Here is a 25,352-nt window from a genome sequence, read left to right on the forward strand (position 1 = left end):
CGTGCGAGGATCAAAGACATTCGTACGAGTCATGCGAGTCACAAGGGAGTGCCGCCCGTGCCCGGTGAGAATCTGTCCCGCGACGAGGCCCGCGAGAGGGCCGCGCTGCTGTCCGTCGATGGCTACGAGGTCTTTCTGGACCTGCGCTCGGCGGTGGGCGAGGGCGGTCAGGAGCCGCGCACCTTCCGCTCGGTGACCACGATCCGCTTCCGCGCCGAGCCCGGCGCCGCGAGCTTCGCCGACCTGATCGCGCCGAGCGTCACGGCCCTGTCGCTCAACGGCAAGGACCTGGACCCGGCCGAGGCCTTCGACGGCACCCGCATCACGCTGGAGGACCTGGCCGAGGAGAACGAACTGGTGGTGGACGCCCAGTGCGCCTACAGCCGCACCGGTGAGGGCATGCACCGCTTCGTCGACCCCGAGGACGGCGAGGTCTACCTCTACACGCAGTACGAGCCCGCGGACGCCCGCCGCGTCTTCACCAACTTCGAGCAGCCCGACTTGAAGGCCCCCTACCGCTTCGAGGTGCGGGCCCCCGAGGGCTGGACGGTGTGGTCGAACGGCGTGGGCGAACTGTCCGACGGCGTATGGAAGTTCGCCGAGACGAAGCCGATCTCCACGTACATCACGGCGATCGCCGCCGGCCCCTACCACTATGTGACGGACTCCTACGAGCGCGTCCTGGCCGACGGCACGCGCCTGGAGATCCCCCTCGGCGCGATGTGCCGCAAGGGCCTCGCCCCGCACTTCGACGCCGACGACATCTTCCTCGTCACCAAGCAGGGCCTGGACTTCTTCCACGACAACTTCGACTACCCCTACCCCTTCGGGAAGTACGACCAGGCGTTCGTGCCGGAGTACAACCTCGGCGCGATGGAGAACCCGGGCCTGGTGACGTTCCGCGAGGAGTTCGTCTTCCGCGGCAAGGTGACCCAGGCGTCGTACGAACGCCGGGCCAACGTGATCCTCCACGAGATGGCCCACATGTGGTTCGGCGACCTGGTCACCATGCGGTGGTGGGACGACCTGTGGCTCAAGGAGTCCTTCGCCGACTTCATGGGCTCCTTCTCGATGGTCGAGGCGACCCGCTTCACCAACGGCTGGGTCACCTTCGCCAACAACCGCAAGTCCTGGGCCTACCGCGCCGACCAGCTGCCCTCCACCCACCCGATCACGGCCGACATCCGTGACCTGGAGGACGCCAAGCTCAACTTCGACGGGATCACGTACGCCAAGGGCGCATCGGTCCTCAAGCAGCTCGTCGCGTACGCGGGCCGGGACGCCTTCCTGGAGGGCGCCCGCCGCTACTTCAAGCGGCACGCGTACGGCAACACCGTCCTCGGCGACCTGCTGTCGGTCCTGGAGGAGACCTCCGGCCGAGACATGTCCTCCTGGTCGCGGTCCTGGCTCCAGACGGCGGGCGTCAACTCCCTGACCCCGCAGGTCATCCTGAACGCGGAGGGCCGGATCACCGAGCTGTCCGTGCTCCAGGAGGCCCCTGAGTCGCACCCCGAACTGCGCCCGCACCGCGTGGCGGTGGGCCTGTACCGCAGGACGCCCGGCGGCGACCTGGAGCGGTACGCCCGCGCGGAGGCCGACGTCGACGGCCCGCGCACGGTGGTGGCCGAGCTGGCCGGCGAGGCGGCCCCCGAGCTCGTCCTGGCCAACGACGACGACCTGACGTACTGCAAGATCCGCTTCGACGAGACCTCACTCGAGACGCTGCGGGAGCACCTCGGCGACCTGACCGACCCGCTCGCCCGCGCCCTGTGCTGGTCCGCGCTGTGGAACCTCACGCGGGACGCGCTCATGCCCGCGCGGGACTTCATCGGCCTCGTGCTGCGCTTCGCGGGGCGCGAGAGCGACATCGGCGTGCTCCAGATGCTGCACACGTGGGCCAACGCCGCCCTGACGCAGTACGCCGCGCCCGACTGGCGCGAGGAGGGCGGCCGGGTGCTCGCCGAGGGCGCGCTGCGGGAGCTGCGCCTGGCGGAGCCGGGCAGCCAGCACCAGCTCACCTGGGCGCGGTTCTTCGCGGCGGTGGCCACCTCGGCGGCCGATCTCCAGCTCCTGGAGGGCCTGTTGGCGGGCACGGCGAGGATCGACGGCCTGGAGGTCGACCAGGAGCTGCGCTGGGCGCTGCTCGGTCCGCTGGCCGCGCACGGCGCCGCCGGCGAGGAGGCCCTCGCGGCCGAGCTGGCCCGTGACGACACGGCCTCCGGCAAGCGGCACCAGGTGCGGTGCCTGGCCGCGCGGCCCTCGGCGGCGGTCAAGGCGCAGGCGTGGGCCGCCGTGGTCCGCGCCCAGCGGTCCGAGCGCCGGGGGCGGGTTCGTCTCCAGGTACTTCGAGGCGATCGAGCGGGTGTGGGCGGAGCGGTCCATCCAGATCGGCATGGACGTGGTGCGGGGACTGCCTCGCCCGCGCCGCGTGCCTGATGATGCCACTGCCGCGTACCGCCGTGGTTTACCCGCTGCCGCGAGGGGTGGAGCGGAAAGTCAAACGTCCGCGGGACGCGGTGTGAGGGGCTTCCCCCGTAGCTTCCTGTCTTGACCGCACAACCCGTTGAGACACAGGGGGAACACCTTGCGAAAGGTCAAGATCGCATCGATGGCGGCGTCCGCCGTACTGCTCGGCAGTGGCCTGACGGCCGCCGTGGCGGGGCCGTCCGCCGCCTCGGACTCACCCGTCAGCCCGGCCCGTGCCTGCACGGAGAACGCGCCGCGCTTCACCAGCTACCCGGGCACCGGCGCCAACGACCCGGCGTACTGGCCCGCCAGGGGCACCTACGCGACCACCACCACCCGGTGCAAGGACATCAACGTGAAGCTCAGCAGCGCCGCCCGCGACGTGCGGACCTGCTTCAAGAAGGGGTCGGGCTGGGAGTGCAACAGCTGGCGGCGGATCGGAGGCAGCTGGAAGCTGGCTGCCGAGGACGTGCTCGACGGCACCAAGTTCTTCCTCCAGTTCAAGGGCACGAGCCGGGCCACGGGTTCGTTCGACTACTGAGGGGGAAAGCTCATCGGCAGTCGAACGCCCGTGCTTTAGGGCGAGCTTGTCCGGGTTTGACGACGAGTGTGTAACAGCGGTTAGGGAGCGGAGCGGGGGCGGGAACGACCGGGGCATGAACCACGACACCCCGCTCTCGCCGCTCCCTCTCCAGCACCTCGCCGACGTCCAGCCCCGCGTCCTGAGCACCGCCCAGCTCCGCGAGCACGGCGTCTCCGCCACGGACGCGGGCACCCACTGCCGACCCGGCGGTCCCTGGCAGCAGCTTCTGCCCGGGGTCTGCCTGCTGCACCCGGGGCCGCCGACCAGTGAGGAGCGGCTGCACGGCGCCCTGCTCTACGCGGGGCGCGCACCGGCCCAGCGGGCCCGCACCGTGCCCGCCCAGCCCACCTCGGGCGAGCCGCACGCCCCGTACGCCGACGCGATGATCACAGGCCTGGCGGCGCTCGCCCTGCACCGCTTCTCGTCCGCTCCCCCGCTGCTCTCCCTGGACCGCATCGACATCCTGGTGCCTCGCACGCGCCGCCTGCGGTCCACCGGGTTCGTGCGGCTGGTGCGCGGTTCCGCACTGCCGACTCCCCAGCACTTCAGGGGAGTTCCGGTCGCCCCGGTGGAACGCGCCCTCGCCGACGCGGTGGCGCAGCTCACCGAGGCGGACTCGGTACGCCGGCTGCTCAGCGAGGCGGTGCGCGGCGGGCACTGCGAACCGCCCGCCGTCGTACGGGAGCTGGCCAACGCCCGGCTGCTGACCCTGCCACACGTCGTGGACGCCGTGGACTCGCTGCTCGCCGAGGGGCGGGCCATCGCGGAGGACCGGCTGTACCGGCTGGTGGCCGAGCACGGCCTGCCCGACCCCTTGTGGAACGTCGACCTGCGGCTGCCCGGCGGCCCGCACCTCGGCGGCGTCGACGCCTACTGGCCTCAGCAGTCCGTCGCCGTGGAGCTCGACACCCGCGCGCCCCGGCAGGGCGCGCGCCGGGACGACGACGCGCTGTGGTCCGAGTACGCCCGCAAGCGCGAGCACTTGGAGCGGCTCGGCATCACGGTCGTCCACATCACCCCGAGGAAGCTCAGGGACACCGCGGAGCAGCAGGCGGCCGTCGTGCGGACCGCGCTGATGGCGTCGACGGACCGTGACTCGGCGGCGTACGTCGTGGTGCTGCCCAGGTAGCGCGTCGGCCGCCCCGGCGGGGTCTTCGCTATCCCTGCCCGCGCCCGCAGAACTCGGCGTCGAGGACCGGGCCCGCTTCGCCGCCGGGACCGTTGAAGTTGAGGGCCAGCGCGTGGCGGCCGTCCGCCGTCGTGCCCGCCAGGGACGACGAGCCGTGGATGTCGCCGCCGTGGCCCCACACGACCGTGCCGCACGAGGTCGTGAAGGGCTGGATGCCGAGGCCGTACCGCTGGCCGGGCCGGTCCTCACCCTTGGGCACGGTGGTTTTCAACGCCGCGAGCTGCCGCTTCGGCAGGAGCTTGCCGCGCAGCAGCGCCGTGTAGAAGCGGTTCAGGTCCGCCGAGTCGGAGATCATCTCGCCCGCCGCGCCGGCCATGGACGGATTGAGCTCCGTGACGTCGTGGCGCGTGGCGCCGGGGGCGTCGGAGAGCCTGGTGTAGGCGCGGGAGCCGGGCGCCGGCATCGTCGACGCGGTCCCCGGGACGGACGTGGCGCGCAGGCCGAGCGGTTTGATGACGCGCTTTTTGATCTCCTGTGCGTACGGGGCGCCCGTCACCCGCTCGATGACCATGCCCGCCAGTACGTAGTTGGTGTTGGAGTAGTTCCAGCCGGTGCCGGGCGCGAAGTCCGGCTCGTGGCGCATGGCGATCCCCACCAGCTGCTCGGGGGTCCAGGTGTCGTGGCGGTGGGCGAGGAACTCCTCGCTGAACACCCGTCGCTGGAAGCCGTCGTCGGCCGTGACGTCGAAGATGCCGCTGGTGTGGTTGAGGAGCTGGCGCACCGTGACGCGGTCGCCGTCGTGGCCGTTGCCCTCGACGACGCCCGGCAGCCACCGGCCGACCTTGTCGTCGAGGGACAGCTTCCCCTCGGCCTCCAGCTGGAGCAGGACGGTCGCGACGAAGGTCTTGGTGATGCTGCCGACGCGGTAGCGGTCGTGGGCCCCGCGCGGGGTGCCGCGCTCCAGGTCACCCAGGCCGGCGGCGGCGTTCCAGCGGCCGTGCCGGTCCCCGGCCTGGGCGGTGACGCCGGGGGCGTCCTCGTTCAGGGCCTTCTCCATGGCGCGCAGGGTCGCCCGGTGCCGCTCCCCGTCTCCGGGCGGCGCCGCGACCGCGGGGCCGCGAAGGCGCCCGCCGCCACCGCCGCCGCCAGCGTCGCCGCGACCCCGGTCCATCTCCTGCGCGCTGCCATGTGCCGCCCTCTCCTGAGCTGTCCGCGTCGGTCGGCGGGAGGGACTCCGGGCGCGGCGCGCAGGTTGTCCACCGGGGAGAGGTTGAGCCGTTATCGGCCTTTGCGCAGCACCAGTTCCGTGTTCCGGTCGCCCGCCTCGCCGACCGAACCGGGCTTCGCGCCGGGGGCGTTGAAGGACAGCTCGCGGTAGAGCGCGGCCAGACCGGTCTGGGAGAGATCGGCGAAATCCGTGCGGTGGGGCGCGGCGGATTCGATGAGCGTGGTGAAGACGGAGAGGGTGCCGTCGTGGTTGTCGGCGAGCTCCACGACCCGCGCCAGCTGCGGGAAGTCGATGTGGGAGGCGGTGGAGACCTCCCAGAAGGAGCCGTCCGGGGTGTGGTGCGGGGTGATCTTGTTCTTGTGGCTGTGGCCGTTGACCCAGGCGACGACGGACCGGTGGCGGCCGAGCAGCGCGAGGACCTCCTCGCCGCCGTGCCGCGCCTCGCCGGGCCGCGCCGGGTCGTGGCGGAGGTTGCGCATGGTCCTGCTGGTGTGGTGGCTGAAGACGACGACGTACGAAGGTCCGCCGGCCCGCCGTTCGTTGGCCGTCAGTTCACGCTCGAGCCAGCGCAGCTGGGCGGTGCCGAGCGAGCCCTCGTAGTGGCCGCCGGGGTCGGTGGTGTCCAGGCTGATGCCGAGCACGTCGTCGCTGACCCGGAAGGAGTAGTACTGGGTGGCGGACGCCAGGTTCTCCCGGGTGTAGCCGTGGCCGACGGGGCCGGGGCCCTTGTGGGCGGGGTCCAGGTGCGCCTTGACGTACTCGGCGGGGGTGAAGGGCGCCCGCGACTCGTCGGGCGTGATGGACCGCATGCGCCGCGCCTCGCTCTTCAGGAGCTCCTTGAAGTGGGCGCCCTTGGGGTCACGGCCCTTCTTCACGGCCTTCCACAGCGCGGCGCCGCGTATCTCGTCGAGGGACATCAGCTTCTTGCCGCCGACGGCGAACTCGGTGAAGTACGAGTCCTTCGGCGCCCAGCAGCCGCCGGGCAGCGCGTCGTGGTTGCCGACGGTGGAGTACCAGGGCAGGCCGAGGCCCGGGCTGTTGACCTCGCGGACGGCGGCGTCGAGGAAGCCGGGCAGGCGCGGGAAGCCGAGCGCCTTGTCGGTGTCGCGCAGGGCGTCGTCCGGGTGCCAGTACAGCTTGAGGCCGCTGTCCTGCACGCCTTCGTAGCGGCGCGGGTCGCCGGTGTTGGGGGTGATGCGGCCGCCGCTCATCACCTTGAGGAACCAGTCGAGTTCGGTGCGGGAGTTGTTGTCGGTGTTGTCGCCGGTCGTGACGACGCAGTGCAGGGGCGCGCCGGTGGCGGGCGCGCCGCGCAGGGCGTTGACGCGCTCGACGAGGGAGACCGCGCCGGCCACCGACAGGGACTCGTGGGGGCGCCAGGCGCTCGCCGTCTGCGCGCGCAAGTACTCGTACCGCAGAGGGTGTTGTACGTCGACGATGTGCAGGTCGGTGAATTGCACGAAGGCGGCGAGCGCGGTCCGGCGCCTCTCCCGCCCCGGCTTCGCCGCCGCGAGGTCCGCGCGCACCGTACGCCGCCAGGCGGGCCCGTCGCCGAGCCGCCGGTAGCCGGAGGTGCGCGCGGGGCGGCGGCGGTGAGCAGGGTGGTGCCGCTCTTGTACGGCATGAGGGGCGCGGCGGGCGCCGGGCGGGAGCGGGGCACGGTGGCGTGGCCCGCGGGCGCGGCGTTGCCGGAGCCGGCGCCGGGGCCGAGCGCGTAGCCCATCCCGGCGGAGAGGGTGATCGCCCCGGCGGCGGCGAGGACGGAGCGGCGGTCGAGGCGGACCGTGGCGGGTGCGGTGGCGACAGAGCGTATGCGCGGCATGCGCGGTCTCCCCGGGTGCGAACGCGTCGACAGTGGTCGCGGGGCCCGGAGGCCGGGGTGCGGCCCGCGAACTTCCCGCTCTCACTGGATCGTTGGCATCGGGGGTGACCTGTGTGTGAACGAGACCGCAACGACCGGCGCCGATCACCGTACGTGGATCACCGGGCACCCTGCGCGGTCACGCACCTCTTCCCGTGCGGAGAGGAAGCGGTCACTCCACGTTCACCTTCGAGGGAAGGGAAGGCTCGGCGGGCGCTCAGCGGCCGGGGGCGGCGCCGTCAGGGAGGTGACCGTCGGAGGGGCGGGCACGCCACAGTGCGAGGCCGATGTCGACGAGTCCGACGCGGTCGAGGTCCGCGACGGACTCCAGGGCGTGCCAGGCCGCGAGGTCCGTGGAGCCGTCGGTCTCGTGGCGCAGTTCGCCGCCGGTGACCCGGCCCTCGTACAGGATGCGCAGCCCGTGGAAGTCGGCGACGGCGCCGAGTCTGCGCGGGTAGCGGCGGCGCAGGGAGTCGACGCCGAGGAGGGTCACCGGTTCGACGACGTATCCGGTCTCCTCGTCGGCCTCGCGGATCACGGTGTCGTAGGGGTCCTCGCCGTGGTCCATGCCGCCGCCGGGCAGCGTCCAGCGTTTGCTGCCGTCGCCCGCGACCCAGCGGGCCAGCAGTACCTGTCCGTCGCGTACGCATACGGCGTAGGCCGCCACCCTGAGCTCCTTGTGCACAGACCGACGCTAGTCGCCCACGGCTGGATTGGCAGGAGAGTACTCAGGGTCGGACCAGCGCCAAGGGCTCGCGGAGCGGGTCTCGACCGCCTCGGTGAGGGTGAAGCGGACCGTGCGGGAGCCGTCGTCGGCGTGGTCGGTGCGGGCGGTGCCGGTGAGTTGGAGGGTGGTGCCGGTCCGCCAGTCGAGGAAGAGGAGGCCGGCGCGGGGGTCCTCGTGGAGGTTGCCGAGGGAGAGGAACATGGCGTTGCCGGGGTAGTCGTCCCACTCCAGGGTGGTCGGTGAAGTGACGCGTACGAAACCGGGGTTGCCGCCGCGGTGTCCGGCGTCGGCGCCGTGCGCGTGGACGGTGGCGAGGAAGAAGGTGTCGCTCGCGACGACGGACGCGTGCTGCTCGGCGGTGAGGCGGGTGGTGCGGTGGGGTTCGCCGGGGTCTTCCGGCCTCCGGCCCTCGTGCAGTGTGCGCTTTTGCAGGTACTTCGGGCAGTTGGCGAAGACCTGGTCGGCCTCGATCACGAGGCCGCGGGGTGTGGGGCGCGACCTGCCGTTCAGTCGCATGCGGCGCCTGGTGCGGGGGTCGAGGGCGAGGGTGCCGACGGGGGTGTTCTCGCGGGCCAGGGCGGGGGCGAGGGGGTCGGTGGCGCGGGGGGTGCCGGTGATCGAGATCTGGCGGGGGCCCGTGGCTCGTACGAAGCCGGGGGTGCCGGTCAGGGGGGAGGCCCAGACGGCGCCGGTGGGGTCGGTGCCGGCGATCACCAGCTGGGGCTGGATCTCCAGGAAGGCGGCGGCGATGGGGCGGATGCCTTGGCTTATGGAGCGGGCTACGTGGTCGGCGAGTTCGCGTACGCCGGCCTTGTCCTGGATGGCTCGGGAGCCGTGGTGGTAGGGGGTGTGGTGGTCGGGGGTGTGGTGGTCGGCTGGCGGGGCCATGGGGGCTCCGATCCGGGGGTGTGTGGGTTCGGGTTCGGGTGCGGGTGTGTTGTGGCTGGTCGCGCAGTTCCCCGCGCCCCCTTCGGGGCGCTCGTGTAGATGTCCGTCCGCGGGTGCGTTCGGGCTGGTCGCGCAGTTCCCCGCGCCCCTTTCGGGGCGCTCGTGCGGGGTGGGCTAGAAGAAGCCGCAGGTTGGGGCCGACTTCACGGGGGTGGGCTCGTTCTGGGCTCCGGAGGGGGCGAAGATCTCCAGGCGGGTGCCGTCCGGGTCGTGGAAGAAGATGCCGCCGGACGCGGCGCCCTCGCCGTGCGGTACGACGCCCTCGTAGGCGAACTCCACGCCATGGGCCCGCAGCGCGCTCTCGTACTCCTTGACGCGTTCGATGGAGTCGGTCTCGATCGCGAGGTGGTGCAGGCCCGCGTGGGCGCCCGAGTACGCGGCGTCGGCCTGCTGCCAGAGCGTGAGGACCGGGTGCGCGCCGTCCCCGAGGAAGGCGAAGCGGCGGCCCTCCTCCTTGCCCTCGCCGATGACCCCGTAGCCGAGGACGTCGCGGTAGAAGGCGAGCGAGCGTTCGAGGTCCGTGACGTTCAAGCCGATGTGGCCGGTGCGCGGAGCGGTGGATGTGGTGCTCGCGGTCATGACTCTCCCCTGGTCGTGGACGTGTCGCGGCGCCGCCCCGAGCGGGGCGATCTAACCGTTGAATGTGAGATTAGGGGTTAGGTGTCGTGTGCGTCAACCGGTCACGTAACCTTGAGCGGTTAGCACTGAAGGGAGCACCCCATGCCCGCCGCACCCCACGACCCCCGCCCGCTCACCGGCGAGCCGCTCTCCCTCGACCTGCTCAACACCCGCTGGGTGCACGACGGCACACGCCAGGACCTGCTGACCGGCGTCGAGGGACTCGCCGTCTGGCTCGCGGCGAACGGCCTCGCCGAGCGCTTCCCCGCCGACGGCCCGACCCTGGAGCACGTGCTGCGCGCCCGCGACGCGCTCGCCTCCGCCGTGGACTCCCCCGGTGACCCGGCCGCCGCCGCCCGCGTCGACCGGATCCTCGGGCACGGCCGGATCCGCGCGACGCTCTCCGCCGAGGGCCCCGGCGAGGAGCCCGAGTTCGCCGACGTGACGTGGGGCGCGGCCTGGCTCGCCGCCCGCGACTATCTGAACCTCCTGGCCACCGCGCCCGACCGGATCCGCGGCTGCGCCCACGAGGCATGCGTCCTGCACTTCTTCGACACCTCGCGCAACGGCACGCGCCGCTGGTGCTCCATGGCGGCCTGCGGCAACCGCGCGAAGGCTTCGCGGCATTACGCCCGCTCGCGCGACGGCCGGTAGCAGTAGCCCCAAGTCACCTTATGAACCGCCTTGTCCACCATGACGTATGGCGGAATTGCGTCACACCCTGATCACAGCTCGGACAACTCTCCCCAAACAGCTGTCACTTACGTAAGGCTGAGCGGTCATCCGGCCCCGGATTCCGGAACTTCGCGGAAACCGGGCCGTATGAACCCTCCTCCCGACCTTCACGTACAGGGATGCCGATGCCCAGATCCAGTTCCAGCGCGAGACCCCCGGTCTCAGGACGCGCGCCCCGCCTCGCGATAGCCATCGGCCTCACCGCCGCGCTCTGCGCGACCGGGGCGGCGCCCATGGCCTTCGCGGCGGACGACGCCCCCGTGCCCGAGCCCAAGTCGGCCGCGGGCAAGCTCGGCCCCGCCGACGCCGACCTGCTCGCCGAGGCCAAGGCGGACGGCGAGAAGACCGTCACGATGATGGTCGCCACCGCCCCCGGCGCCACCGAGCGGGTCGCCGACCAGCTCGACGCGGTCAAGGGCGGCTCGGTCGGCCGCACCTACGACAAGCTCGGCTACGTCCGCGCGACCGTGCCGACCGGCAGGGCCGACGCCGCGATCAAGTCCGCCGTGAAGCTGTCGTCCGTGCACGCCATCGACCTGCGCCACGAGATCGAGCTGGACGACCCGACGCCCGCCGCCGACCGTGCCAAGGGCGCGGCGCTCGGGGCGAAGGGCACGTACCCGGGTCCGGGCAGGAAGACCCCGGCGAAGAACCCGTACAACCCCTCCGCCGAGACGGGCGCCGTCGACTTCGTCAAGAAGCACCCGAAGGCGGACGGCCGCGGCGTCACCATCGGCATCCTGGACTCCGGCGTCGACCTCGGCCACCCGGCGCTGAAGAAGACCACCACCGGCGAGCGCAAGATCACCGACTGGGTGACGGCGACCGACCCGATCGTGGACGCCGACGGCACCTGGCGCCGCATGACCGACGCGGTCAGTGGACCCACCTTCACCTGGGACAGCGAGACGTGGAAGGCCCCCGCGGGCTCCTTCCAGGTGGACCGCTTCCGCGAGTCGGCCACCACGGGCGGCGACGCCAAGGGCGACATCAACCGCGACGGCGACACCACCGACAGCTGGGGCGTCCTGTACGACGCGGCGGCCGGGACCGTGCGCGTCGACCTGAACGACAACAACGACTTCACCGACGACGAGACGATGAAGCCGTACAAGGACGACCACCAGGTCGCCTACTTCGGCAAGGACAATCCGGACACCGACGTCGTCGAGCGCGTGCCGTTCGTCGTCGAGATCCGCAAGGACGTCCCCACCGACCCCTACGGCGGCGACTGGGTCGGCAAGAAGGCCGACTTCGTCAACATCGGCGTCATCGAGTCCGAGCACGGCACGCACGTCGCGGGCATCACCGCGGCCAACGGCCTGTTCGGCGGCGAGATGGACGGCGCCGCCCCCGGCGCCAAGCTGGTCTCCTCGCGCGCCTGCACCTGGACCGGCGGCTGCACCAACGTCGCGCTCACCGAGGGCATGATCGACCTCGTCACCAAGCGCGGCGTCGACATCGTCAACATGTCGATCGGCGGTCTGCCCGCCCTCAACGACGGCAACAACGCGCGCGCCGAGCTGTACACGCGCCTCATCGACACCTACGGCGTGCAGCTGGTGATCTCCGCAGGCAACTCCGGCCCCGGCGCGAACACCATCGGCGACCCGAGCCTCGCGGACAAGGTCATCTCCGTCGGCGCCTCGATCTCCAAGGAGACCTGGGCCGCCAACTACGGCTCCGTCGTGGAGAAGAAGTACGCGATGATGAACTTCTCCTCGCGCGGCCCGCGCGAGGACGGCGGCTTCACGCCGGTCATCTCGGCGCCGGGCTCGGCCATCAACACCACGCAGACCTGGCTGCCGGGCTCCCCGGTCGCCGAGGCCGGCTACCAGCTCCCCGCCGGTTACTCGATGCTCCAGGGCACCTCGATGGCCTCCCCGCAGGCCGCGGGCGCCTCGGCGCTGCTGCTCTCCGCCGCCAAGCGCGAGAAGGTCGAGCTGACCCCGGCGAAGCTGCGCACCGCGCTCACCTCGACCGCCGACCGCATCCGCGGCGAGCAGGCGTACGCGCAGGGCAGCGGCCTGATCGACGTGGTCGGCGCCTGGCGCGCCATCGAGGACGGCGCGAAGGCCCACACGTACACGGTGAAGGCCCCGGTCGACACCGCCCTGGAGCAGGAGCTGAAGAAGCCCGGCACCGGCATCTACGACCGTGAGGGCGGCCTGAAGACCGGTCAGAAGCGGACGTACGACGTCACGATCACCCGCACCTCGGGCCCGGACCGCGGCATCCGCCACGAGCTGGACCTCGTCAACAACCACGACAGGACCTTCCGCCTCCTCGGCGATGATGACGTGACGCTGCCGCTGAACAAGCCCGTCACCGTCAAGGTCCAGGCGAAGGCCGGGTCCGCCGGTCTGCACAGCGCGATCCTCACCGTCGACGACGAGCGCACCGAGGGCGTCGACCGGCAGATCATGTCGACCGTCGTCGTCTCGGCGCCGCTCGACAAGCCGTCGTTCACGTACGAGGCGGACGGCTCGGTGCAGCGCAACAGCACCACGTCGTACTTCGTCACCGTGCCCAAGGGCACCAAGTCCCTGGAGGTCGCCCTCGGCGGCCTGAAGGGCAAGAGCCAGACACGCTTCATCGCCGTGCACCCCTACGGCGTCCCGGTCGACTCCACGTCGTCGATCGTCTGCTACCCGAACTACGAGAACCCGGCCAACACCTGCCGCCCGGACCTGCGGTCGTACGCGGAACCGCAGCCCGGTGTCTGGGAGATCGAGGTCGAGTCGCGCCGCACGTCGCCGCTGCTCGACAACCCCTACGAGCTGAAGGTCTCCGCGCTCGGCGTCGACTTCGACCCGGCCGTGCAGACGGTCCCCGAGGCGAAGGTCGGCACGCCGGCGCCCGTCGCCTGGAAGGCCACGAACAACTTCGCCGCGGTCGAGGGCAAGCTGAAGGGCGGCTCGCTCGGCTCGTCCAAGTCCGCGCGGCCCACCATCGGCCAGGGCGCCACGCAGACCACCACGGTGGTCGTGCCCGCGGGCGCGGAGCGGCTCGACGTCGTCATCGGCTCCCCGGCCGATGTCGCCGCCGACCTGGACCTGTCCGTCAAGAAGGACGGCAAGGTCGTCGGCTCGTCGGCGGAGGGCGACTCGGAGGAGTCCGTGAGCCTGACGAAGCCGGCCGCCGGTACGTACACGATCGAGGTCGTGGGCTACTCGGTGCCGACCGGTTCGACCGCCTACGACTACCGGGACGTGTTCTTCTCGGACGCGCTCGGCAAGGTCACGGTCGACGGGTCGAAGACGGTGAAGCTCGGCAACGGCGACTCGGCGCGGGTCGAGGCCGCGGTCGAGGCGAAGGTCCCGGCCGCCGAGGGCCGTGAGCTGTTCGGCGAGGTGTCCCTGCTGAACGCGGGCGGCACGGTGGCCGGTAACGGCAGCGTGAAGATCGAGAAGGTCACGCCGTAGCGGTGACCGGCTGACCCCAAGCGCCGGGCGGGCTCGAAACGAGCCCGCCCGGCGTTTCTCATTCCCGGCACCGGATGCCCGCCGAACCCGGCAAGGCCTTGAGGATCATGCGGCGCAGTTCGTCGCCGTCCTTGCCCGTGGCCCAGTTGTCCGGTTCCGCCGCGCCTCTGGGGATGGTGACCAGGACGTGGTCGCCCTTCCGCAGGCGCGGATCCACGTCGTGGCTCATCGGGAACGTGACCGTCCCCTCGCCGGACGCGGGCTTGATGTACCGCGTCACCTGCAGCGTGATCCGGTCCCGTGCGGCGCCCGGCACCGCGTCGACCGCCGTGACCGCGCCCTCCACGATGAGCCGCGAGCACGCGACGAAGCCCTCGGCGGTGAGGTCGGCCTCCGCGTGCCCTGAGCCGTCGCCCCGCTCGTCGGGCGCCGCCGCCTTCGCCCCGCTCGCGTCCGCGTCACCGCCGCCCACCCCCATGCCCGCGTCCACGGCGAGCCAGCCGAGCCCGCCGATCACGGTGACGGCGGCCACCGCCGCGGCGACCGCGCCGAGGGCGAGGGTGAACCGCTGCCGGGCCGTACGCGGGGCCCTGAGCGGGACGACCCGTTCCGGCGGCGCCCCGGGAGCGGCCGCCAGCGTCTCGCCGATCGCCCCGAGCCGCTCCCGCAGGAGTGCGACATCCGCCACAGCCGCCGCGTGCTCGGCGGCGAAGGCGGGGTCGCGCAGCGCCTCCTCGGGGACGGGGTCCTCGGTGATCGCCGCCATCAGCGCGTCGAAGCCGTCATCGCCGGGCACCGTCACACCACCTCCCCTTCGTGCAGCCGCGCGCGCAGCAGCCGTACCGCCGTGTGCAGCCTGCTCTTGACCGTGCCCTCCGGAATGCCCAGCTCCGCCGCGATGGCGCGCACCGGCAGATCGGCGTAGAAGCGCAGCACGACGACCTGCCGCTGGGCGTCCGGCAGCTCGCCGAGCCCCTGCGCCACGGCCATGGACAGGGCCCGGGACTCCGCGCCGTCCTCGTCCGTGGTCTCCCGCCACAGCACGGCGAGGCGCTCCCCGAGCCGCTCCTGCCTGCGCCGGGCGCGGTGCCAGTCCATGGCGAGGTTGGAGGCGACGACGGCCGCCCACGCCGAGACGTCACGCGGCGCCTCACGCCCGTCCGCGGCCCGCTCCAGGAGCTTCAGCCTGACCTGCTGCACCCCGTCCGGCAGGTCGGCGTGCGGCACCCCGCCGAGCGCGAGCACCGCCCGTACCCGGTCCTCCTGGGCCGGATCGAGCGGATCCGCCCGCTCCGTCTCGCGGCGCCGCTGCGCGCGGCGCGTCCCGATGCGCGGCAAAATGCCCCTCCCCTCCCCCGCCTTTCCCCTACGACGCCGGGGCCGCCGGAAACGTTCACCGCGAGTGTGGCGTCCCGCACCTCGGACAATGGATTGGACAAGGCGGGCCCGGACAGACGCATGATGGAGCCACCCCCCACAGCCAGGCCGAGGTCACGAGGCCGCACGCACATACGGAGGAAGTCCCTGTGAAGGTCGGAATCGTCGGAGCCACCGGTCAGGTCGGCAAGGTCATGCGCAAGATCCTCGTCGAGCGGAAGTTCCCGGTCGACGAGCTGCGCCTGTTCGCCTCGGCCCGCAGCGCCGGCACCGTCGTGGACGGCGTGACCGTCGAGGACGCCTCCACGGCCGACTTCTCCGGCCTGGACATCGTGCTCTTCTCGGCCGGCGGCGCCACCTCCAAGGCCCTCGCCGAGCGGGTCGCCTCCCAGGGCGCCGTCGTGATCGACAACTCCTCCGCCTGGCGCATGGACCCCGAGGTCCCCCTCGTCGTCTCCGAGGTGAACCCGCACGCGGTGGCGGACCGCCCCAAGGGCATCATCGCCAACCCGAACTGCACGACGATGGCCGCGATGCCGGTCCTCAAGCCGCTGCACGCCGAGGCGGGCCTCGAAGCGCTGGTGGTCGCGACCTACCAGGCGGTGTCCGGTTCCGGCCTCGCCGGGGTGGACGAGCTGTTCGAGCAGGTCAAGAAGGTCGGCGAGGACGCCCCGAAGCTCACGCACGACGGCTCGGCCGTCGACTTCCCCGAGCCGGACAAGTACGTCGCGCCCATCGCGTACAACGTCCTGCCGATGGCGGGCTCCATCGTCGACGACGGTCTGAACGAGACCGACGAGGAGCAGAAGCTGCGCAACGAATCGCGCAAGATCCTGGAGATCCCGGAGCTGAAGGTCTCCGGCACCTGTGTGCGCGTGCCCGTCTTCACCGGCCACTCCCTCCAGGTCAACGCCCGCTTCGCGCGTCCGCTGAGCCCCGAGCGCGCCGCCGAGCTGCTCGCGCAGGCCGAGGGTGTCGTCGTCACGGACGTGCCCACGCCGCTGGTCGCCGCGGGCAAGGACGACTCCTTCGTCGGCCGCATCCGCAAGGACGAGACGGTCGACAACGGCCTGGCGTTCTTCATCTCCGACGACAACCTCCGCAAGGGCGCGGCGCTGAACGCCGTGCAGATCGCGGAGCTGGTCGCGGCCGAGCTCAAGGGCTGACCTCAGCCGCGTACGTCCCGACGTCCCGACGGGGGCGGTCACCCTTCGCGGGTGGCCGCCCCTCTCGCGTACGCCACGGTGATCAGCGCCAGCCCGGCGAGGCCGCCGCCCAGCCACAGCACGTCGTCGGCGCCGCGGCTGTCCGCGACCCGGCCCCCGGCGAACGCGCCGAGGGCGATCGCCACGTTGAAGACCGCGGCGAAGAGCGCCGACGCGGCCTCGCGGGCGTGCGGCGCGGCGGCCATCACCCAGTTCTGGGCGGAGACCGAGACCCCGCCGTACGCCAGGCCCCACGCCACGAGCAGCGCCGCCGACGCGGCGAGCGAGCCGCCCGCGGGCACCAGCAGGAGCACCACCGTGCCGAGCCCCGCGCAGATGGCGAGCAGCGCCCGGCGCGGGTCGCGGGCCGCGACGGCGCCGCCCGCGAAGTTGCCGGCGATGCCGGCCGTCCCGTAGGCGAGCAGCAGTCCGCTGATCAGCCCCGCGCCGATGCCGGGCACCCGCTCCAGGACGGGTCGTACGTAGGTGTACGCGGCGAAGTGGCCGGTGACCAGGAGCGTGACGGCGAGCAGCCCGGCCCGCAGCCGCCCGATGCGCAGCAGCCGGGCGAAGGCGCCGAGCCGCACGGCCTCGCCGGCGGGCAGCGCGGGCAGGACCGTGGCGAGCAGCGCCGCGACCGCCAGCGAGAGCGCGGCGAGGGCCGCGAACCCCCAGCGCCAGCCCGCCAGTTCGCCGAGGAGCGTGCCCGCGGGGACGCCGAGGACGGACGCCACCGCGATCCCGCTGAAGATCACGGCGGTGGCCCGTCCGGCGGCCGCCTCCTCGCGGACCAGCCGCACCCCGAGACCGGCTGCGATGGCCCACACGCCGCCGATGCACACGCCCACCAGGACGCGCGCGGCGAGCAGGACGCCGAAGGCGGGAGCGAGCGCCGAGGCCAGGTTGGCGGCGGCGAGCAGCGCCATCAACGCGCACAGGACCGTACGCCGGTCCGCGCGGCGCACCGCGACGGGCAGCAGCAGGGCGGCGAGCGCCGCGACGAGGCCCGGCAGGGTGACGGCGAGGCCCGCGGTGCCGTCCGAGACGCGCAGGCCGGAACCGAGGGAGGTGAGGAGGCCGACGGGGAGCATCTCCGTGGTGACGACGGAGAACGTGGCGGTGGCCACGGCGACGACGGCGGGGCCGAGAGGGGCGCGGCCCAAGGGGGCCGGGTGTGGGGGGAGTTGTGCGCTCTGTGACATGTCGTCCACCCTCGGGCGTGGCCGCACGCGGAACAACGCCGGAGATCTCATCCTTGTATGAGCCAGGCTCATCGATCCCGCATGAGCATGGCACGGGAGGGGCGCGGACATGCAGGGGCTGGAGATCCGGGAGCTCGAATGTTTCCTCGTGCTCGCCGAGGAGCTGCACTTCGGGCGGACCGGCGAGCGGCTGTACGTCTCGCAGAGCCGCGTCAGCCAGCTGCTCGCCGCCCTGGAGCGCAGGATCGGCGCCCGGCTCGTCGAGCGGACGAGCCGCCGGGTGCGGCTGACCCCGCTCGGCGAGCGGTTCCTGCGCGAACTGCGCCCCTCCTACGATGAGTTGGCGTCGGCGGTCGAGCGGGCGCGGGCGGCGGCGCGGGGTGTCGAGGGCACGCTGCGGATCGGCTTCCAGGGGACGGCGGACGCGCGGCTGATGCGGGCCATCGCGGCCTTCCAGGAGCGGCATCCCGGGTGCGTGACGGAGATCGCGGAGATCCCCTTCGCCGATCCGTTCGGCGCGGTGCGCCACGGCGACGTGGACGCGGCGATCGTGCTGCTGCCGGTGGCCGAGCCGGACCTGGTCCTCGGGCCCGTCTTCTCCAGCGAGCGGCAGACCGTCGCCGTCTCGGTGCGGCACGCGTTCGCGGGGCGGGAGTCGCTGACGGCGGCGGACCTGAAGGACACCCCGCTGATCGCGGCGACGGCGCCCGCGCCGGCGTACTGGCGCGCCGCGCACGCCCCTTCGGACGTCCCCGCGCCCGCGGTCCGCACGCTCCAGGAGGGGCTGACTCTGGTGGCGGCGGACCGGGGCGCGATGCTGCTGTGCCGGCCGACGGCGGAGTACCACGGCCGCAAGGACGTCACGTTCGTGCCGGTGGACGGGCTGCCGGATTCGGTGCTCGGGATGGTGTGGCACCGGGACGGGGAGACGGCGCGGGTGCGGGAGTTCGCACGGGTCCTGGCGGGGGGCGAGGGGTAGCGCGTCAGGCGGGCCTGCGCACCTCGAAGTGGAAGCAGCCGTACTCCACGGCGCGCACGTGCACGAGGGCGGTCTCCGGGTCGGCGAAGGCCTCGTCGAACGCGGCGTCGAAGCCCCGCGTCCCGTCCTCGGGGATCTCCAGCAGGCGCCCGCCGATGATCTGCCCCCGCGCGTTGTAGCGGCGCAGCGTCCGCAGGGCCCCGGCGCGGGAGAAGGGGTAGTCGGCACGCTCCTGCGCCGGTCCCCCGCAGGGGTCGGCGTGGATGAAGACGGGGCCCTGCTCGTCGTAGGCGCCGGGGTCCGCGCCGGTCTCGGCGGCCCAGCGGCGCAGGGGCGCGTACGAGACGAGGGCGACGCGCTCACCGGGGGCTACCGGCCGCAGGCAGCAGCGCAGCGGGGAGCCGCCCTCGTGGTCGACGTACGGGACGCAGGGACGCCCCGCGTCGTCGGTGTCGCGGAGCCGGGCGAGGGCGTCGGGGGCGATGGGGTGGGGGACGTAGGCGGTAGTGGGGTGCGCGGTGGTGTTCATGGGTCGAGCCTCGCGCGCGGGGGGCGGCGGAGGCTGGCGGTTTTCGGACGTGGCGTTCGCGCCGCGGGGCGGTCAGCCGACGCCCCACGACCCGCGGCTGTTCAGCTCCGCCGCGTCCACGCCGGTGGTCCTGCGGTACGCCGTGCCCAGGGCGGCCAGCTCCTGCGGCGTCAGGACGTCCGTCACGCGCTCGAAGCCGTCCGGGGCCCGCTCCGCGACCGTCTGGAGGACGCGGTCGGCCGGCATGTCGCGGTTGGCGAGGACGAGGGCGTTGACCGCCTCCGTGCGCACCTCCTCGTAGGCCCGCAGCCCCGCCTCGCGGTCCGGCGAGGTGTACGCGAGGCAGCGGGCGAGGACGCGGGCGTCCAGGACGGCCTGCGAGCCGCCGTTGGACCCCACCGGGTACATGGGGTGCGCGGCGTCGCCGAGCAGCGTGACGGGGCCCCGGCCCCAGCGGGGCAGCGGGTCCCGGTCGACCATGGGGTTCTCCAGGATCTGCCGGGTCGAGGCGAGCAGCGCGGGGACGTCCAGGTCGCCGACGCGCCACCCCGCGTAGTACGGCAGGACGTCCGAGAGCCGCCCCGAGCGGTTCCAGTCGGCGGGCCCCGCCATGGCGTGCCGGTGCGCGCGCGGGAACCGCACCTCCGCCACCCAGTTGAGCAGCGCCCTGCCCCGCTCCTCGGCCGCCCGCGAGATCGGGTAGACGACGAGCTTGGCGGCGGCGTTGCTGCCCGCCACGGCGACCGTGCGGCCGCCGAGCACCGGATGCCACTCGGCGACGCCGCGCCACATCCGGATGCCGCTCCACAGCGGCGGTCCCTCGCCCGGGTGCAGCATGGCCCGTACCGCCGAGTGCAGGCCGTCCGCGCCGATCAGGGCCCGCGCCCGCACCGCCTGCTCCCGGCCGCGCGCCACGTCCCGCAGGATCACCCGCAGGGCGGTCCCCTCGCGCTCGGCGAGGCGGACGAAGGCGGTGCCGGTGTGCACCACGTGGTCGCCGAGCCGTTCGCGGACCGCGGCGAGCAGCAGGAGGTGCAGGGCGCCGCGGTGCAGGGAGTACTGCGGCCAGTGGTAGCCGGCCGCGAGGCCGCGGGGCTCGCCCCAGATGCGGTTGCCGTGCCGGTCGAAGTGGACCATGGCCTCCGGTGCCACCGCGGTCGCGGCCAGCTCGCCGCCGAGCCCCAGCTCGGTCAACTCCCGTACGGCGTGCGGCAGGAGGTTGATCCCCACGCCGATCGGGCGCGGCTCGTCGCCCGCTTCCACCACGCGTACGTCGATGCCCGCCGCGTGCAGGCTGAGCGCGGCGGTGAGCCCGCCGATACCGGCGCCCGCCACGAGTACGTCGATCATGACTGCCGCGCGGCCGGGCCGGCGCCGCCCGGCCCTTCGGTCCTCAGCATCTCCCGCATCCCCCGCATCCCCCTGTGGTCACCGTGGTCCCGGCGGGTGGTCGTCAGGCCGTGGTCGGCGGCCTGTCCGGGCCGGGGCGGTCGCGCGGAGCGTAGCGGCACGGCAGCGGGAGAACAATGGCTCGGGCGGCCACCCGAACGCGCATGGAAGGATGGCCGGAAACACCACAAGTCGCACCCCCCGAATGACAGAACCATCCGTCTGACCCATCCGTCTGAACCACCGTCCGACAGACCACTCGTCGTACCCGAGGAGATGACCGCGTGCCCGGCACCAATCTGACCCGCGAAGAGGCGCAGCAGCGGGCGAAGCTGCTGACCGTTGACTCGTACGAGATCGACCTCGATCTCTCCGGAGCGCAGGAGGGCGGCACCTTCCGGTCCGTGACCACGGTGCGCTTCGACTGCGCCGAGGCGGGCGCGGAGACCTTCATCGACCTGGTGGCCCCCGCGGTCCACGAGGTCGCCCTGAACGGTCACCCGCTGGAGGTGGCCGCGGTCTTCCGCGACTCGCGCATCAAGCTGCGGCACCTGGCGGCGGGCCGCAACGAACTGCGGGTCGTCGCCGACTGCGACTACACCAACACCGGTGAGGGCCTGCACCGCTTCGTCGACCCGGTCGACCAACAGGCGTACCTGTACACGCAGTTCGAGGTCCCGGACGCGCGCCGGGTCTTCGCGAGCTTCGAGCAGCCGGACCTCAAGGCGACCTTCCAGTTCACCGTGAAGGCGCCGGACGGCTGGACGGTCGTCTCCAACTCGCCGACGCCCGAGCCCAAGGACTCCGACGGCAACGTCTGGGTCTTCGAGCCGACGCCGCGCATCTCGACGTACATCACGGCCCTGATCGCCGGCCCGTACCACTCGGTGCACTCCTCGTACGAGGGCCCGGACGGGCAGTCGGTGCCGCTCGGCATCTACTGCCGGCCCTCGCTCGCCCAGTTCCTCGACTCGGACGCGATCTTCGAGGTGACGCGGCAGGGCTTCGACTGGTTCCAGGAGAAGTTCGACTACGCCTACCCGTTCGCCAAGTACGACCAGCTCTTCGTGCCGGAGTTCAACGCGGGCGCGATGGAGAACGCTGGCGCGGTGACCATCCGCGACCAGTACGTGTTCCGTTCGAAGGTGACGGACGCGGCGTACGAGACGCGCGCGGAGACCATCCTCCACGAGCTGGCCCACATGTGGTTCGGCGACCTCGTGACGATGGAGTGGTGGAACGACCTCTGGCTGAACGAGTCGTTCGCCACGTACACCTCCATCGCCTGCCAGGCGTACGCGGAGGGCTCGCGCTGGCCGCACTCCTGGACGACGTTCGCCAACTCCATGAAGACGTGGGCGTACCGCCAGGACCAGTTGCCGTCCACGCACCCGATCATGGCGGACATCCGTGACCTGGACGACGTCCTGGTCAACTTCGACGGCATCACGTACGCCAAGGGCGCGAGCGTGCTCAAGCAGCTCGTCGCCTACGTCGGCATGGACGAGTTCTTCCGGGGCGTGCAGGCGTACTTCAAGCAGCACGCGTTCGGCAACACACGCCTGTCCGACCTGCTGGGCGCGCTGGAGGAGACCAGCGGGCGCGACCTGAAGACGTGGTCGACGAAGTGGCTCCAGACGGCGGGCATCAACGTCCTGCGTCCGGTCGTGGACGTCGACACGCGCGGCGTCATCACCTCCTTCGCGGTCAAGCAGGAGGCCCCGGCGCTGCCGGCCGGCGCCAAGGGCGAGCCGACGCTCCGTCCCCACCGCATCGCGATCGGCCTCTACGACCTGGACGAGGCGTCCGGCAAGCTGGTGCGCACGGACCGCGTGGAGCTGGACGTCGACGGCGAACTGACGGCGGTCGACGCGCTGGTGGGCAAGGCCCGCCCGGCGGTGATCCTCCTGAACGACGACGACCTCTCGTACGCGAAGGTCCGCCTGGACACCGAGTCCCTCGCCTTCGTCACGGAGCACATCGGCGACTTCGAGGCGTCGCTGCCGAGGGCGCTGTGCTGGGCCTCGGCGTGGGACATGACGCGCGACGCGGAACTCCCGACGCGGGACTACCTCTCCCTGATCCTCTCCGGCATCGGCAAGGAGTCCGACATCGGCGTCGTGCAGTCGCTGCACCGCCAGGTGAAGCTGGCCCTCGACCTGTACGCGGCGCCCGCCCGCCGCGAGGAGGCGCTGACGCGCTGGACGGAGGCGACGCTGGCCCACCTGCGGGCCGCGGAGCCGGGCAGCGACCACCAGCTGGCGTGGGCCCGCGCCTTCGCGGCGACGGCCCGCACGGACGCGGAGCTGTCGCTCCTCGAGCGGCTGCTCGACGGCTCGGAGACGATCGAGGGCCTGGCCGTCGACACGGAGCTGCGCTGGGCGTTCGTGGGCCGGCTCGCGGCGACGGGCCGCCTCGACGAGGCGGGGATCGCGGCGGAGCTGGAGCGGGACAAGACGGCGGCGGGCGAACGCCACGCGGCGTCCGCGCGGGCCGCGCGGCCCACCGCGGAGGCGAAGGCGGCGGCCTGGGCCTCGGTCGTCGAGTCCGACACGCTGCCCAACGCCGTGCAGGAAGCGGTGATCGGCGGCTTCGTCCAGACGGATCAGCGGGAGCTGCTCGCGCCCTACACGGAGAAGTTCTTCGCGGTGGTCAAGGACGCGTGGGACTCCCGGTCCCACGAGATGGCCCAGCAGATCGCCGTCGGCCTCTACCCGGCGCTCCAGGTCTCCCAGGCCACGCTGGACGCCACGGACGCGTGGCTCGCCTCGGCGAACCCGTCCGCGGCCCTGCGGCGGCTGATCACGGAGTCACGGGCGGGGGTGGAGCGGGCCCTGCGGGCGCGCTCGGCTGACGTGTAGCGGTTTGGCGGGGCGGGGCCCTCCAGGGGGCGGCTGGTCGTGGGCTTCGGCCGCGGGCGGCCGGGGGTCGCGCCCCGTGGCTCTCGGCTGCGGGGCGCGGTGCAGGGCGGGCGGGTGAGAGACCTGTCCCCTACCCCCGCCCCACCACAACCCCCCGCAACGCTGCCAGCACCCGGGACACCCCCGCCCCACCCGCCGCCCCCCTCCTCACCGCCGCGATCACATGCCGCCGCGGCCGGTCCTCCGTGAGGCCCCGCATCACCACCCCGTCCCGCCGCACCGCCGCCATCCGCGGCACCAACGCCACGCCCATCCCCGCCTCCACCATCGCGAGGATCGCCGTCCACCCGGAAGCCGAATGCGCCTGCTCCGGCGTGAACCCGGCCCCCTCGCACGCCGCCCGCGTGATCTCCGACCAGGGCCCGCTCCCTCCGAAGATCCACGGCTCCCCCGCCAGATCGGCCAGCCGCAGCCCCTCGGCCGCCGCCAGCGGATGGTCACCGGGGAGCGCCACGTCCAGGGGGTCGGCGACGAGCGACTCCCGGGTGAAGCGCGTGTCCGCGTCGGACGAGGCCGGCGCCTGCACCGCGAGGGACAGCGCGACGTCCACCTCCCCCGCCGCGAGCAGCTCGTACGCCTCCGCCGCCTCGGTCTCCCGTACCCGTACGGAGATGCCCGGCGCGGCCTCCCGCAGCGCCCGCACCGCCGGCACGACGAGCGCGGGCACGGCGGTCGAGAACGCCCCCACCCGCACCTCCCCCGCCTCGCCCTGCACGTAGGCCGCCAACTCCGCGTCCGCCCGCTCCAGTTGGGCGAAGACCGCTTCCGCGTGCCGCAGCACGAGATGGGCCGCGTCGGTCAGCCGCACCCGGCGGCCATGGGCCTCCAGAAGCGGTACGCCGAGCTGCTTGGCGAGGTTGGACAGCTGCTGCGACACCGCCGACGGCGTCATGCGCAGCACCTGCGCCGTCGCCGTGACGGTGCCCCGTTCACTCAACGTACGCAGGATCTGGAGCTTCTTGATGTCCCACTCGCTCATGGGGTCAACGTACCGACCGGCCGACAGGCCCGGCCGCACCCCCGCCCGCCCCTACTTCGCGCGGGCCGCGCCGAGCACGACCCCGCCGAGGATCAGCCCCATGCACAGCACCTGGAGCCACCCCATCGCCTCGCCGAGGAGCGCGAAGGAGAGCAGGGCCACGCAGACCGGCTGGAGGTAGTAGACGACTCCGGCGCGGGCGGCGCCGATGATCGAGATGGCCTTGTTCCAGGCGAAGAAGGCGACCGCCGAGGAGACCACGCCCACGTACAGGAGTGGCGAGACCGTGCCGGCCGTCGGTTCGAACCCGCCCTGCACGGCGTAGCTGACGACGAACACCGGCAGCAGCATCAGCGCACCGAGCACGAACGTCGTGAAGAGGAAGGGCAGTCCGCCGATCGCCGCGGGCTTGCGCCTGAGCAGCGCGCTGTACGAGCCGAAGGAGACCGCCGCCGCGATCACCCACAGGTCACCGACCGCGAGATCCATGACGAGGGAGCCCTTGCTGACCAGCAGCAGGACGCCCGCGCAGGCGACGAGCATGCCGGTGACTCGGCGCACGCCGAGCCGGGTGCCGCCGAGGCGTTCGTGGACGGCCATCAGGACGGGCGACGCGGCCATGATCATGCCCATGTTGCCGGCGGTGGTCGTCAGGCCGGCCTGGTTCACCAGGGTGTTGTAGACGGTGACGCCCAACAGGGCGGCGAGCAGCAGGAAGCGGAGGTGCTCGCGCAGCAGCTTCCGCTGCCGCCAGGTCTCCCGCACCGCGAACGGCGCCACCGCCACGATGGCGATGATCCAGCGCCAGAACGCGTGCTGAACGGGCGGGACGGAGTCGTGCAGGGCACGGGAGGTGACGAAGCTGCCCGACCAGACGACCGTGGCGAGTGCCGCGAGGGCGAGGCCGACACCGATGGGCTGCGCGGCCTTCGCCGTGGCGGTCGCCACGGCGCCCGGGGTGGGAGCGGGGGTCCGGTCGAGGAGTGCCACGAGGTATCCCTTGCCTCTCTCCCCGCCTCGGCGGGGTGTCTCGGTGTGTTGCGCGACCACC

Annotated in this window: 18 protein-coding genes and 2 pseudogenes; 8 read left to right on the plus strand and 12 right to left on the minus strand. The window is 72.7% G+C overall.

The window, feature by feature from the left end:
• Window positions 1-57 precede the first annotated feature (57 nt).
• The 3 genes and pseudogenes from pepN (KKZ08_RS13415) to KKZ08_RS13425 form a co-directional block, all read left to right on the plus strand.
• Window positions 58-2,413, plus strand: a pseudogene (gene pepN / locus KKZ08_RS13415) (aminopeptidase N); the annotation flags it as partial.
• 171 nt (window positions 2,414-2,584) lie between these two features.
• Window positions 2,585-3,007: a hypothetical protein gene (locus KKZ08_RS13420; RefSeq protein WP_223774665.1), complete on the plus strand. Its 423-nt coding sequence runs from the start codon at window positions 2,585-2,587 to the stop codon at window positions 3,005-3,007.
• A gap of 115 nt (window positions 3,008-3,122) precedes the next feature.
• A complete protein-coding gene (locus KKZ08_RS13425; protein WP_223774666.1) occupies window positions 3,123-4,178 on the plus strand; it encodes a hypothetical protein in 1,056 nt (351 codons plus the stop codon).
• A gap of 28 nt (window positions 4,179-4,206) precedes the next feature.
• On the opposite strand, the gene KKZ08_RS13430 is transcribed toward KKZ08_RS13425, so the two are convergent.
• The 5 genes and pseudogenes from KKZ08_RS13430 to KKZ08_RS13450 form a co-directional block, all read right to left on the minus strand.
• Window positions 4,207-5,235: a serine hydrolase domain-containing protein gene (locus KKZ08_RS13430; RefSeq protein WP_346657877.1), complete on the minus strand. Its 1,029-nt coding sequence runs from the start codon at window positions 5,233-5,235 to the stop codon at window positions 4,207-4,209.
• A gap of 221 nt (window positions 5,236-5,456) precedes the next feature.
• Window positions 5,457-7,228: pseudogene (locus KKZ08_RS13435) on the minus strand (TIGR03767 family metallophosphoesterase).
• 256 nt (window positions 7,229-7,484) lie between these two features.
• The gene (locus KKZ08_RS13440; protein ID WP_223774667.1) at window positions 7,485-7,952 is read right to left on the minus strand and encodes an NUDIX hydrolase; all 468 of its coding nucleotides are present in this window, start codon (window positions 7,950-7,952) and stop codon (window positions 7,485-7,487) included.
• Window positions 7,953-7,961: 9 nt separating this feature from the next.
• Entirely contained in the window at window positions 7,962-8,882 is a 921-nt protein-coding gene (locus tag KKZ08_RS13445) for a pyridoxamine 5'-phosphate oxidase family protein (protein ID WP_223774668.1), read from the minus strand.
• Window positions 8,883-9,056: 174 nt separating this feature from the next.
• Window positions 9,057-9,521 (minus strand): VOC family protein, encoded by a 465-nt coding sequence (locus KKZ08_RS13450; RefSeq protein WP_223774669.1) that lies wholly within the window; start codon window positions 9,519-9,521, stop codon window positions 9,057-9,059.
• 141 nt (window positions 9,522-9,662) lie between these two features.
• On the opposite strand from KKZ08_RS13450, the gene KKZ08_RS13455 reads away from it, so the two are divergent.
• Both KKZ08_RS13455 and KKZ08_RS13460 read left to right on the plus strand, forming a co-directional pair.
• The gene (locus KKZ08_RS13455; RefSeq protein WP_223774670.1) at window positions 9,663-10,214 is read left to right on the plus strand and encodes a CGNR zinc finger domain-containing protein; all 552 of its coding nucleotides are present in this window, start codon (window positions 9,663-9,665) and stop codon (window positions 10,212-10,214) included.
• 206 nt (window positions 10,215-10,420) lie between these two features.
• Complete coding sequence (locus KKZ08_RS13460) at window positions 10,421-13,720, plus strand: S8 family serine peptidase (protein ID WP_223774671.1); 3,300 nt, start codon at window positions 10,421-10,423, stop codon at window positions 13,718-13,720.
• Between the two features lie 58 nt (window positions 13,721-13,778).
• Here KKZ08_RS13460 and KKZ08_RS13465 read toward each other — a convergent pair whose 3' ends face one another.
• Window positions 13,779-14,516 carry a hypothetical protein gene (locus tag KKZ08_RS13465; RefSeq protein WP_223774672.1) on the minus strand — a complete coding sequence of 246 codons (738 nt, stop codon included), beginning with the start codon at window positions 14,514-14,516 and terminating at the stop codon, window positions 13,779-13,781.
• A gap of 2 nt (window positions 14,517-14,518) precedes the next feature.
• Window positions 14,519-15,049 carry a sigma-70 family RNA polymerase sigma factor gene (locus KKZ08_RS13470; RefSeq protein ID WP_223779041.1) on the minus strand — a complete coding sequence of 177 codons (531 nt, stop codon included), beginning with the start codon at window positions 15,047-15,049 and terminating at the stop codon, window positions 14,519-14,521.
• A 197-nt stretch (window positions 15,050-15,246) separates the two neighbouring features.
• Here KKZ08_RS13470 and KKZ08_RS13475 point away from each other — a divergent pair, with 197 nt between their 5' ends.
• Window positions 15,247-16,263 (plus strand): aspartate-semialdehyde dehydrogenase, encoded by a 1,017-nt coding sequence (locus KKZ08_RS13475; RefSeq protein ID WP_223774673.1) that lies wholly within the window; start codon window positions 15,247-15,249, stop codon window positions 16,261-16,263.
• Window positions 16,264-16,301: 38 nt separating this feature from the next.
• Here KKZ08_RS13475 and KKZ08_RS13480 read toward each other — a convergent pair whose 3' ends face one another.
• Window positions 16,302-17,504 (minus strand): MFS transporter, encoded by a 1,203-nt coding sequence (locus KKZ08_RS13480; RefSeq protein ID WP_223774674.1) that lies wholly within the window; start codon window positions 17,502-17,504, stop codon window positions 16,302-16,304.
• Between the two features lie 109 nt (window positions 17,505-17,613).
• Here KKZ08_RS13480 and KKZ08_RS13485 point away from each other — a divergent pair, with 109 nt between their 5' ends.
• Entirely contained in the window at window positions 17,614-18,483 is an 870-nt protein-coding gene (locus KKZ08_RS13485; RefSeq protein ID WP_223774675.1) for a LysR family transcriptional regulator, read from the plus strand.
• Window positions 18,484-18,487: 4 nt separating this feature from the next.
• Here the strand turns inward: KKZ08_RS13485 and KKZ08_RS13490 are convergent, their stop codons facing one another.
• Complete coding sequence (locus KKZ08_RS13490; protein ID WP_223774676.1) at window positions 18,488-19,012, minus strand: DUF1203 domain-containing protein; 525 nt, start codon at window positions 19,010-19,012, stop codon at window positions 18,488-18,490.
• A gap of 72 nt (window positions 19,013-19,084) precedes the next feature.
• Window positions 19,085-20,362 carry a flavin-dependent oxidoreductase gene (locus KKZ08_RS13495; RefSeq protein ID WP_223774677.1) on the minus strand — a complete coding sequence of 426 codons (1,278 nt, stop codon included), beginning with the start codon at window positions 20,360-20,362 and terminating at the stop codon, window positions 19,085-19,087.
• A 323-nt stretch (window positions 20,363-20,685) separates the two neighbouring features.
• On the opposite strand from KKZ08_RS13495, the gene pepN (KKZ08_RS13500) reads away from it, so the two are divergent.
• Entirely contained in the window at window positions 20,686-23,262 is a 2,577-nt protein-coding gene (gene pepN / locus KKZ08_RS13500; RefSeq protein ID WP_223774678.1) for an aminopeptidase N, read from the plus strand.
• A 130-nt stretch (window positions 23,263-23,392) separates the two neighbouring features.
• Here the strand turns inward: pepN (KKZ08_RS13500) and KKZ08_RS13505 are convergent, their stop codons facing one another.
• Window positions 23,393-24,301, minus strand: a complete 909-nt coding sequence (locus KKZ08_RS13505; RefSeq protein ID WP_223774679.1) for a LysR family transcriptional regulator — start codon at window positions 24,299-24,301, stop codon at window positions 23,393-23,395.
• Between the two features lie 51 nt (window positions 24,302-24,352).
• Window positions 24,353-25,249, minus strand: a complete 897-nt coding sequence (locus KKZ08_RS13510) for a DMT family transporter (RefSeq protein ID WP_223779042.1) — start codon at window positions 25,247-25,249, stop codon at window positions 24,353-24,355.
• Window positions 25,250-25,352: the final 103 nt, after the last annotated feature.

It is taken from the genome of Streptomyces sp. 135 (genome assembly GCF_020026305.1).
GTDB lineage: Bacteria > Actinomycetota > Actinomycetes > Streptomycetales > Streptomycetaceae > Streptomyces.